Raw genomic sequence first — 9,887 nt, forward strand, 5'->3', positions numbered from 1 at the left:
GGCAATCCGACGGGCTCGGTCGCGAACACGCTGGCCGGCGTCGCGATCACCGGCAACGCGGCGAACCCGAGCGAGGGCGCATGGCAGTACTCGACCGATAACGGCGCCAGCTGGACCTCGATTCCCGCCACGGGCCTGAGCGATTCGAACGCGCTGGTGTTGTCAGCGTCGGCGGAAGTGCGTTTTGCGCCAGCGCCGAATTTCAACGGCGTGCCAGGGCAGCTCACCACGCGCCTGATCGACAGTTCCGACACGACGGTTACCGGTTCGGTGATTGGCGCCGAGCTGGCGACCGAAGACACCGCGCTCAACGGTGTGGATGCCACGCATAACGGCGGTACGACCGCGCTCAGCGCAACGACAGTCGTGCTCGATACGACCGTGACGCCGGTCAACGACGCGCCGGTGGCAAGCGGCAGCGCCACGCTGGGCGTCGTGAGCCAAATCAACCCGAATCCGCCGGGTAGCACGATAGGCAACCTGTTCGGCGGCAATTTCAACGACAGTGCAGACCAGCAACAGAGCGCAGCCAACCCGACCGGCTCCACGGCCAATTCGCTGGCCGGCATCGCGATCACCGGCAAAGGCGTGGACCCGGGCCAGGGCACGTGGCAATACTCGAGCGATGGCGGCAAGACGTGGACCAGCGTGCCGAGCACCGGCTTGAGCAACGGCGATGCGATCGTATTGTCGTCATCCGATAGCCTGCGCTTCAAGCCGTCGAGCACGTTCAATGGCACGCCGGGCCCGCTGGAGGTGCGGCTGATCGACAGTTCGGATGGCCCCGTGACCGATGCGGTCGGCGTGGACCTTGGCGCCGTCGGCGGCACGACGCAGTACAGCGCGTCGACCGTGGACTTGACGGCACAAGTGACGAGCAGCCATCGCCCGTTCTTCACACCGCCGCAGGAAGACATTCCCGACTTCAACGCGCCCAACGATTACAACAAACTGGGCGATAACATCGAACCAGGCGATTCAGGGTCGCTGACCAGCTCGCAATTCCCCGACGATGGCTCGACACCTCCCGCGGAAGGCCGAGGCTACCAGACGAACCTGTATGGCGCGCCGATCATTCCGCAGGTATGGCTGACCGGCTCGGTGGGCAATCGTTTCGTGATCGAAGAGCAGCACGCGATCATCCCCGTGCCATCGAATCTCTTCGACGATACCTATCCTGGCGCTAACCTCGAGTACGACGCCCGCGCTCCCGGAGGCGGACCGTTGCCGCAGTGGCTCGAATTCGATTCGCGCAACCTGACGTTCAGCGGCACGCCGCCGTTGGGTACGCACGGCACGATCGAGGTGGAGATCGTCGGGCGTGACCAGTTCGGCAACCAGGCTACCGCGACCTTCCAGATCACCGTGGGCCGCGAGTCGCACGATCTCGACCAGATGCTCGAGCGCGTCAGCCTCAAGCCGCCTGCGGCTCACCCCGCGCCTGCTCATCACCGGCACCGACACGCTCTGCACCGCGAGCACCCGCACCAGGTTCAACCGCATCACGCCCAGCACCAGCCGGTCGTGGACAACAGCCGTCGCGCGCCGGCGGACGTGGCGACGACCGCGCCGCCTCAGCCGGGACGCAGCGCATTTTCGGCGCAGTTGCGCGACGCGGGACCGGTCGGAAGGATTCTCCAGGCACGGCAGATCGTAGAAACGATCGTCGAAGCGGCCCCTTTCGAGTTCGAATAGCTCACTTTATGAAAAGCGAATCGCAAGCATGAAGACGACAATCGTTGGCCGCCTGCGGGCGGCACGAGCGAAAGCGGCGCAGGCAATGCGGGTACGCGGCATCCAGCCTGCCGCTGGACGCCTGGGATTGACGGGAGCGACGATGCTGTCCGCGGTGTGGCTCGCCGCGTGCGCCGTCAAGCCCGAGCCGATCTCGCAGGCCGAGCATCTCAAGCGCGCGCAGGACGACTACAAGACCCTGTATTCGACCTACGTGCCGCTGACCGCGCCACTGACGCTGCCAGACGCGATCGCCCGAGCGCTGAAGTACAACTACGACGCGCAACTCGCTAAAACCGAGGAAACGCTGCAGGACCGGCAGCTCGATCTTGCCGTGGCGCAGATGCTGCCGAGGCTCGCGGCCAACGCGGGCTACTCGTGGCGCAACAACGACAACGCGGCGGAAAGCGTGAATGAATTCACGCGCACTCCAGACCTCGACTATTCGTTTTCCGAAGAGCCGTCCCACGCGACAGCGTCACTGGAATTGTCCTGGAACCTGCTCGATGTCGGAGTTAGCTATTTCCAGGCGAAGCAGCAGGGCTACCGCACCTATGTTGCAGTGGAGCGCCGCCGCAAGGTGATCGATGGCCTCGTCAAGAGTACTCAGGAAGCGTACTGGAAGGCCGTTGCGGCCGACCGCCTGATGCCGCGCCTCAATCCGCTGCTGGTCGATGCGCAACATATGCTCGACAACGCGCGCGAGGCGAGTCGCGAGAACCTCGTGCCGCCGCTGCAGGGGCTCGACTTCCAGCAGAACATGTTGTCGGTGGTCGGCCAGCTGGAGCATATGCGCACAGACCTCAACACGGCCCGGGTGCAGCTTGCGTCGCTGATCAACGTGCCGAGCGACACGCCCATCCAGTTCGCGCCGATGGACCTCGACATGGCTGCGCCCACGAGCCGGATCGACCCGCAGAAGCTTGAGGCGCTCGGTCTCGCGATGCGTCCGGAACTGCGTGAAGAGGCCTACCAGGAAAAGATCGACCAGCAGGACGTGTACAAGGAAATCGTCAAGATGCTGCCGGGTGTCGGTATTCTTGGCAGCCTCAACTACGATTCGAACCGCTATTTGTACAACCCCAACTGGGCGCAACTCGGCGTGAACGCCACGTTCAATCTCGTCAACCTGATCGAGGGACCGAAGGCGATTGCGGCGGCCAAGACTTCCGTCGAAGTGTCGCATCAGCGCCGGCTCGCATTGAGCGTCGCGGTGCTGACGCAAGTGAACCTCAGCTACCAGGATTACCTAGCGTCTGCGCAAGACCTCGACATCGCGAAACAGATCGATGAAGTCGAGCAGAAGATTCGCGTGGCATCGGCGAATGCGTCGCGTGCTCAGGAGGAGTCAGAAGCGGACCGGGTGCGGCGCGAACTGGCTTCGATGGTGTCTGAGTTCACCTATGACCGCGCGATCGCGCAAGTGCATACGGCGCTGACGAACCTGTACACGTCGGTCGGTGTCGACCTGGTACCGCCGAACGCGGAAACTGATGATCTGCCGACCTTGAGCCGCCGGGTGAAGAGCGCGATTGCCGGCTGGGAAGCCGGTCAACTGCCCGAGCTGGCCATGGCCATGGCCATGCCGGCGCCGGCCGCAGCGCAGGCGGTGCCGGTTGCCGGAACGTCCAGCACGTCCAGCACGTCCAGCACGGCGGCTTCGGCTGCTGCGGCGGTGGCCGCAACGGCCACGATTGCTGCACCCACTACGCCGGCCACCCCGGCCGGAACGCAGACGACGAGCCTCGCCACTGCGCAGATTCCGACGGCCTCGAAGTGATCCCCAGGTCAATGAGCAAGCAATGACGAAGAAGTGGAGATGACGAAGTTGGAACTGATGACGTCGCAAGTATCGAAGTTCGCCCGCGGCGGCGTGGCCGCGGTGGTTGCGGGCACGCTGTTCGGTGCTTCGGCCATGGCTGCGCAGAGCCCCGCTACAGCGCTTGCCGCATCTTCGGCCGCGTCGGCTGCGCCCGAGGTCCGCGCACAGGTCGTGGCCGAAACCAGTACGACCATCGGCGCGCCGATGTCCGGCCGGCTCAGCCAGTTTCCATTGCACGACGGCGAGCGCTTCAAGCAAGGCCAGGTGATCGCGCGTTTCGTCTGCGCGGAGAAGGAAAGCACGCTCGTGCACGCGCGGGCCGTGTACGACGGACGAAAGACCGTGAACGACAGCAAGCAGCGCCTACGTGCGCTTGGCACTTCGAGCGAGGTGGAATACAAGGTCGCCGAATCGGATGAGGAGGAAGCCGCCGCCGACGTGAAAACCGCGCAGACGGTGGTCGATAACTGCACTGTGGCCGCGCCGTTCACAGGACGCGTATCGGCCGTGTACACGCACAACTTTCAGTTCCTGCAGACCGGCGCGCCGATGCTCGACGTATTGAGCGACAAGAACCTCAACGTCGAAATGATCGTGCCGTCGATGTGGCTGACATGGCTCAAGCCGGGCAGCGCTTTCAACGTCGCCATCGACGAAACCGGCAAGTCGTATCCCGCAACGCTGGTGCGCCTGTCGGGCAAGGTCGATGCGGTGAGCCGTTCGATCAAGGTCTATGGCCGCATCGACAATCCGCCCGATACCCTGTTGCCCGGCATGAGCGGCCGCGCCCTGTTCACGCCCCCCGCGGGCGCGACCGTCGCCGCGCGGCAATGAACCATCCGAATCCCGGTCAGGCGCTCAACTATCAACTGCTGCGCCTCGGCGCGCTTCTCCAGCTCGAGCAGCGGGCACGCGCCGCAAGCCGTAACGAACTCGAATTCCTGATCGTCAACGAGACGGCAGGCATCGTTGCGTATCAGCAGGCGGCGCTGTGGCAGAACCCGGCGACGGGGACCGCGCCGCTGGTGCTGTCCGGTGTCGCAGCGCCCGATGAAGGTGGCCCGTATTACCGCTGGCTCGACCGCGTGGTCGCCGCGATCGCACGCGGTGAGCACGCCCGTGAATCGCATCTCGTGAGTGCTGCCGACCTGCCGGAAGCACTCGCGCGCGAGTGGCCCGAGTGGTTCCCGGCGCAGGCGCTGTGGTGTCCGCTGACCTGGCGCGACGGCGTGCTGGTCGGCAGCCTGTTGCTGGGCCGCACCGACCCGTGGAACGACGGCGAACGGCAACTTCTCGACGCGCTCGCGGGCACTTATGCGCAAAGCCTGCTGCTGCATCAGCGGATACGCGAAACCGGCTTCTGGCGGCGTTTGCCGACGAAACGCGGGCCGCTTGGCATTGCGGCCGCGCTGTTGCTTCTGGTTGCGCTCTTGCCCGTGCGTGAGTCGGTGCTCGCGCCTGCTGAAATCGCACCGATCGACCCGGCGCCGGTGCGCGCGCCGTTCGACGGTGTAGTGGGTGCGTTGCAGGTTGCGCCGAACCAGCCGGTGCATGCGGGACAAGCGCTCGTATCGCTCGAGCGCACGCAGTTGCAGACGCGCTATGCGGTGACGCAAAAAGCGCTCGACATGGCGCGTGAGGAATACAGCGATACCTCGCAGCAGGCGATGAGCGACGACAAGGCCAAGGCACGTCTTGCGATGCTGTCGAGCAAGGTCGATCAGGAACAGGCCGAGCTCGCCTACGATCGTGACATGCTCGACCGTGCCGAAATCACCGCCCCGTCGGACGGTATCGCGGTCTTCGACGACAGCAGCGAATGGATCGGCAAGCCGGTCGCGCTGGGCGAGCGGATCATGATGGTTGCATCGCCGACCCATACGCAGTTGCAGATCGAAGTGCCCGAGGCTTCGGTGGTGTCGTTCGAGCCGGGCTCGGAGGTGGTGTTCTTCAGCAACCTGTCGCCAGATCAGCCGCTCTACGGCAGGCTGGTGTTCGCCAGCTACGCCAGCACGGCGACGGCGGACGGCGTAATGTCGTACGCGTTTCGCGCTGCGCTGGACCCGGGGGTGACACCGCGGCTCGGCTTGAAAGGCACGGCGAAGATCTACGGGCCGCGCAAGGCGCTCGTGCTGTGGTTGCTGCGACGGCCGATAGCGGTGGTGCGCGAATGGCTATCGATCTGAGCGCGCCCGGCGTTGCCTTCACGATGGAAACCGGGACCGACCGGCCGCCGGTTGCGCTGCCGCCGCTGCGCGAAGACCTGAAGCTGCTGCCGGGGCCGTCCGCAGGCGACGGCAGCCCGACCTGGACGCTGCACGATCCGGCGCGGCACCGCTTCACCCGTATCGGCTGGCTTGAATTCGAGATGCTCGCGCGCTGGGGTCTCGGCGATGCCGCTGCGCTCGCCCGGGCGGTATCGGCTGAAACAACGCTACGGCCGAGCGTGGACGATGTCGTCGAAGTCGTGCGATTCCTGCATCGCGCAGGGCTGCTCGCCGCACGCGGCGATGCGGCGATCGCGCGGTTTGTCGCGGAAACGGACGGCAAGCGTTTGTCCGCGCCACGCTGGCTTCTGAAGAACTACCTTTCGATCAAGTTTCGCCTCGTCAATCCCGACCGCTTTCTCGGTGCGGTCGTGGCGCGTATCGGTTGGGCGTTCACGCGCGGTTTCCTCGCGACGCTCGCCGTGCTCGCGGTGCTCGGCTTTTATCTGATCAGCCGCCAGTGGTCGGCTTATACGCACAGCCTGCTGCATCTCTTTTCGCTGCAGGGCGCTCTCATGGTGGGTATCGCGCTCGCCTCCGCGAAGGTGATCCACGAGTTGGGGCACGGGCTGATGTGCAAGCGGCTCGGCTGCCGGGTGCCCGCGATGGGCGTGGCGTTGCTCGTGCTGTGGCCGGTACTGTGGACCGATACGACCGATGCGTGGCGCCTGACCGAGCGCCGAAAGCGCCTCGCCATCGATGCCGCCGGCATGCTCGCCGAGATTACCCTCGCGATTCTCGCGTCGCTGGCGTGGTCGGTATTACCCGATGGCGCTTTGCGCACCGGCGCGTTCCTGTTGTCGAGCTCGACCTGGCTGCTGACGATCGCGGTGAACGTGAATCCCCTGATGCGCTTCGACGGTTATTTTATTTTCTCCGATTACCTCGACGTCCCGAACCTGCAGGAGCGAGGTTTCGCGATGGGGCGCTGGTGGCTGCGCGAAACGCTCTTCGGACTCGGCGACCCGATGCCCGAATACTTTCCGCGGTCCAAGCGGCGCGTGTTAATCGCGTGGTCGATCGCGTCGATGGTCTATCGCTTCTCGCTCTTTCTCGGCATTGCACTGGTCGTCTATCACATGGCGTTCAAGGCGCTCGGGCTGTTCCTGATGTGCGTGGAGATCGGCTGGTTCCTAGTGCGGCCGATCGTAGGTGAAATCATCGTCTGGCGGCGGCGCCTGCGCGAAGGCCGGCCCACCCGACGCGCGACCATGACCTTTGCGGTGCTGGCTGCCGCGCTGCTCCTGTTCGTCGTGCCCTGGCGGCACGAAGTGTCCGCGCCCGCGCTGTTGCGCGCCGCGCGGCAGACCACGCTCTACGTCGCGGAGCCCGGCCGGCTGGCCGCGCTGCCGCGCAACGGCACGCGCGTCGCGGCGGGTGCGCCGATGTTCGTGCTCGCGTCGCCGGACGTCGCGTATCACAAGGCCGCGGCGGCGGCGGCCCTGAGCGGTGTCGAGGCGCGGATGAAAGGCCAGTCCTTCGATCCCGACACGGCCAGCATGATCGGTGTCGGCCAGCAGGAACTGGAAGGCGCGCTGGCTTCGCTGGATCAGGTGGCGTCCCAGGAAGCGCTGCTCACGGTGCGCGCGCCGTTTGCCGGCACGATCACCGATGTGCCGCTCACCTTGCGCGCAGGGGAGTGGCTGCCGCGGCGCGAAGCGCTGGGGGTGCTGATCGATCCCTCGGCACAAGTGGTCGAGGCTTACATCGGCGAATCCGACCTGGGGCGGGTGCATCCGGGCGCGAGCGGCCGGTTCTATCCGGAGAATGGCGATGCCCCGGTCGAGTTGACAGTGGCAAGCGTGGGCACGGCTTCGGTGCGTGTGCTCGACGTTGCGGATCTCGCATCCATCTACGGTGGCGGCCTGGCCGTGCGCAAGGACAGCGAAGGCAAGCTCGTGCCGGAGTCGGCCATCTATCGCACGACGCTCGTGACGCTCGGAACGTCCGCCCCGATCACGAAACGGCTGCGCGGCAGCGTGACGATCGATGCTGACCGCAGCGGGTTTCTCAGCCGGATTTATCGGCGTGCCGTGGCATTGGTGATTCGCGAGAGCGAACTGTAGAAAGCTCCGACCGGTCGATGACTGCATCGCGAGCGCCAACCTCCGGCGCGTGCGACACGGGTCCTCGACGAAAGACGGCAGCGGTCACGGGCGGGCGTTGGCAGCCTCGTCAATATTCAACCGAGCCGGCAGTCTGCATCGGAGGAGGCAAGGCGACGGATGATTCTTTCCACCAGCCGAATACCCAGGCAACGAATGGCGGGAGGGCACCCGAATCCTGTCATCGACTCTGGACCTGCCCGAAGGACTGCTTCACGCCCTGAGACCGTCGCCATCCGTCCCTGTGCTGCGTTGCGCGACATCGCCCGCGGGCTGCGGTGAAGCCAGCAAACCCGCATCGCACAGCAAAAGAACCCCGATAGCACGACATACGAAGCGCAAGCCAGGCCCGAAGAAGCACATGCGCGACAAGGCCGGCCGCATCAAGCGAAAGGCGATGTTTGCGAAGCTGTGGCAAGCGCGCTATCTGCGAACCGAAAATGATGCGATGGGCCTCGCTATCGGGTTCGCTGGCCGCATTACCCGCGTCGCGCGAGTGCACAGGTTCGGCGAGCGTGCTATACGCGGAGCTTATCTTGAACTATCTATTGTCGAACTTCGAAGCGTTCGAACCGAAGGGACCGCAGACATAAAAATTCCGCGAACTTTCAGGTCTTGCGCTCTGTATAGCGCTGACCGTCCGCTGTCTACGCAGTCACTGACGGCTGAGCGTCCGGACTAGGCTTGCAGTGACGGGCTCTTCCTGGCCGCACTGTGCCTTTGTGCGAGCAGCCAACTCTGCAGTTCATCAACAACCGCCCGCACGACGGTGACTAAGTGTGAGCCTTTAATCAGCGCTCGTCGGAGGCGTACTCCGCAAACAGCGTCCGCATATCGTCGCTGACCCCGTAGCCAAAGCTATTGCAGACCCGACATACTGCGTCGAGTCGCGCCAGGAATCGATCACGCTCGTCAAGCGACAAGCCAACCGACAATTTTCTTCCGTTCCGGCAAATTTCCGGCAAAGGGCAGTTTTTGCCGTTGGGCAGCCTGCACTACGGACGAAAAAAAAGCACCGCGATTTCTCGCAAGTGCTTGATTTTCCTTCCAGCAGAAGTCTTGGTAGGCCGTACGGGATTCGAACCTGTGACCAACGGATTAAAAGTCCGCTGCTCTACCAGCTGAGCTAACGACCCCCGAAGAAGCGAGATTATAGGGGGTAATCGCTGTTGCTGTCAAATACCGCCGGGTAATTATTTGCCGCCGAGGCGCTCTTTGGCCGTGGCCGCAGCCGTCGAGTCCGGATAGGTCTTGATCAGGTCCTGCAGCGTCTTTTTGGCCGCCTTGTCCTTCAGCTCGGTCTGGCAGCTGGCGATGTTGAGCATGGCGTCCGGCGCTTTCGGGCTGTCCGCGTAGTTCTTCAGCACCACCAGCTGCGCGGCAATCGCGCTCTTGCAGTCGCGCTGGGCGTAGTAGGAGTTGCCGAGCCAGTATTGCGCGTTGGGCGTGTAGACCGACACCGGGAACTGGCGCACATAGTCCGACAGCGCCGAGGCCGCCGCGGCGTAATCGCCGGACGTGAACAGCTTCATGGCGGCGTCGTAGTTGCGCTGCTCGTTGGGATCGACCTGGGCCGATTTGCCGTCCACCGTCACTTCGCGCGGCTCCAGCTTGCGCAGGCGCGTGTCGAGGTCGACGTAGAAGTCCTTCTGGCGCTTCTGGGCGTTGGCCAAGTCGTTGGCCAGCACTTCGATCTGGCCGCGCAGCTTGTTGATTTCCTGCAGCGTGTTCTCGTTCTGGGTCACCAGGTCCAGGGTGCTGGACTTGTCGGATTTGGTGTCGATGCGCGCGCTCATTTCGATGCGCATCGCTTCGACCTTGGCGCGCAGGTCGAGCAGGGCCTTGCGGGCTTCGTCGTCGTCGAACAGGCCGGAGTGGGCTTGCGGCAGCCAGGTCAGCGCGGCGAGCAGCGTGGCGAGGCCGGATTTGGAGAGTTTCATCATGTCGGGCGCTTTCAGC

The 9,887-nt window shown here is 64.5% G+C and carries 7 protein-coding genes and 1 tRNA gene; 6 read left to right on the forward strand and 2 right to left on the reverse strand.

Annotation, left to right across the window (positions count from 1 at the left end; all coding sequences use genetic code 11):
* Positions 1 to 156: 156 nt before the first annotated feature.
* The 6 genes from M0954_RS00245 (at position 157) to M0954_RS00270 (ending at position 8,610) form a co-directional block, all read left to right on the forward strand.
* Positions 157 to 1,695: a putative Ig domain-containing protein gene (locus M0954_RS00245; RefSeq protein ID WP_297350991.1), complete on the forward strand. Its 1,539-nt coding sequence runs from the start codon at positions 157 to 159 to the stop codon at positions 1,693 to 1,695.
* 28 nt (positions 1,696 to 1,723) lie between these two features.
* A complete protein-coding gene (locus tag M0954_RS00250) occupies positions 1,724 to 3,514 on the forward strand; it encodes a TolC family protein (protein WP_297350993.1) in 1,791 nt (596 codons plus the stop codon).
* Positions 3,515 to 3,553: 39 nt separating this feature from the next.
* Positions 3,554 to 4,390 carry an efflux RND transporter periplasmic adaptor subunit gene (locus M0954_RS00255; RefSeq protein ID WP_297350995.1) on the forward strand — a complete coding sequence of 279 codons (837 nt, stop codon included), beginning with the start codon at positions 3,554 to 3,556 and terminating at the stop codon, positions 4,388 to 4,390.
* The gene (locus tag M0954_RS00260) at positions 4,387 to 5,742 is read left to right on the forward strand and encodes an HlyD family efflux transporter periplasmic adaptor subunit (RefSeq protein ID WP_297350997.1); all 1,356 of its coding nucleotides are present in this window, start codon (positions 4,387 to 4,389) and stop codon (positions 5,740 to 5,742) included. Before M0954_RS00255 ends, M0954_RS00260 begins: the two co-directional genes overlap by 4 nt.
* Positions 5,727 to 7,889: an HlyD family efflux transporter periplasmic adaptor subunit gene (locus M0954_RS00265; RefSeq protein ID WP_297350999.1), complete on the forward strand. Its 2,163-nt coding sequence runs from the start codon at positions 5,727 to 5,729 to the stop codon at positions 7,887 to 7,889. The genes M0954_RS00260 and M0954_RS00265 overlap by 16 nt, the downstream gene beginning before the upstream one ends.
* Before the next feature lie 436 nt (positions 7,890 to 8,325).
* Positions 8,326 to 8,610, forward strand: coding sequence for a hypothetical protein (locus M0954_RS00270; RefSeq protein ID WP_297351002.1), 285 nt, complete (start codon positions 8,326 to 8,328; stop codon positions 8,608 to 8,610).
* Between the two features lie 378 nt (positions 8,611 to 8,988).
* On the opposite strand, the gene M0954_RS00275 is transcribed toward M0954_RS00270, so the two are convergent.
* Together M0954_RS00275 and ybgF are read right to left on the reverse strand one after the other, a co-directional pair.
* Positions 8,989 to 9,064 (reverse strand) — tRNA-Lys (locus M0954_RS00275).
* Between the two features lie 57 nt (positions 9,065 to 9,121).
* Positions 9,122 to 9,871, reverse strand: coding sequence for a tol-pal system protein YbgF (gene ybgF / locus M0954_RS00280; RefSeq protein ID WP_297351004.1), 750 nt, complete (start codon positions 9,869 to 9,871; stop codon positions 9,122 to 9,124).
* Positions 9,872 to 9,887 lie beyond the last annotated feature (16 nt).

This window comes from Paraburkholderia sp., from assembly GCF_026225065.1.
Classification (GTDB): domain Bacteria; phylum Pseudomonadota; class Gammaproteobacteria; order Burkholderiales; family Burkholderiaceae; genus Paraburkholderia.